Below are 1,540 nucleotides of genomic sequence, written 5' to 3' on the forward strand. Positions count from 1 at the left end.
AAAAATTTTGCGACAAATCCAGACTGAAGTTGCAGAAATTTTAGGTATGGAAAGGGGACAAGATAAACGAATTTCAAAGCGTGAAAGAGTAGAGCCACGCAAATATGCGCAAATCAAAGAACAAGAGAGAAAAACCCAAAAAGAGTTAAAAGCTGAGCTAGAACAAGAAAAGCTAAGCAAAGCTGAGTTAAAAAAAGAGCTTGAGCAACTGCGAAAAGATAGTAAAGATCAAGGATATACCAAAGAATATTTTCAAGAGATAAATAGAGAAAAAAAACTATTACGATTTAATACTAAAAACGACTTTGAAAAGTGGGTGCAAGAATTAACTGAAAAACACACAAAAAAGAGCTTTTGGAGTGATAAAGTCAATAACGAAGCAATTTTTGAAGATATGTATAAAAGCTATCAAGATCAAAGCAATATATTGCAAGAACTTGAAGCCAAAGTGAAATATTTAGAAGCCAAAAACAACAATGAAGAAACCATAAGCACTTTAAAAACGGATTTTAAAGCTAAATTGTTCGATGAAGCCTACAACGATATAAGCAAAGAAGTTGATTTATCAAGATTGTATTACAATAAAGAGCAAAAAATAATCATAAATAAATCGCAAAATTGGGAAATAAAGGACAATAATACGCAACTAGTATCTAAAAATTTCACACCTGAAAGCGTGGCTATAATGATAAAACTCGCTCAAAAAAAAGGTTGGGATTTAGAGCAATTAGAAATCACTGGAAGTAAAGAGTTTAAAGCAGAAGTTGCTAAGCAAATCAAAGAAATCAAAGAGCAAGAGAAAAAAGCAGAGATAGAAAGAGCTAGAGCTGAGTTTGAAGCTCAAATTCAATCGATTTTAGAGCAATCAAAAGCAGAAAAAGAAAAAATTAAAAGAGTTCATTACAATGAAATCGATGAAATCATAACTAAAAAAAATCAAGAAATACAAGCCCAAAACCAAGAAATCAGCGCTAAAAACAAAAGAATACAAGAATTAGAAACCAGATTAAAACAGGAGCAAAATAAAGAATTAGAAGCAGAAAGTAAGCAAAGTCTCCAAGAAAATTGGAAAGCAAGTGAAGAAAGACAAGAAAGAATTTTAGATAAACTAGACAATCAATTAAAACAAGAACAACAAAGCCAAGCGCAAATAGATTTAAATTTTATCAATAAAATCGAAAATCAGATTTTTATTGATAACAACGATGATATATATAGACTATATTCGATTTTAGGTAGATATAAACTAATAGAGCAACAAGAATATTTAAAAACGAAACTCAGAGAGCCAATGATAGCAACGCCAAACGATTATATCAGAAACGCTAAAGAAAAGATATTAAGCACAATTAAACAAGAAAATAAGCCAAGTTTAGAAGATATAGAAAATAAAGAAAAAGAGCTATTTTTAAAAGTACTTTCTATGACGACTAAAGATATGGTGAAAAAAGATAGCGAAAAACAAAATCAGCAACGTGGTTGGAGTAGATAGCTAATAAACGCACAAAATACCCCCTAAAATCCAAAAACACACTTTAAC

The 1,540-nt window shown here is 30.3% G+C and carries 1 protein-coding gene; it reads left to right on the plus strand.

The genetic code is table 11. The features are described 5' to 3' along the window. The coding region (locus CCAL9328_RS10560) for an LPD7 domain-containing protein (RefSeq protein ID WP_349304204.1) at window positions 1-1,492 on the plus strand (1,492 nt) is incomplete at its 5' end. Window positions 1,493-1,540 lie beyond the last annotated feature (48 nt).

Source organism: Campylobacter sp. RM9328 (assembly GCF_012978615.1).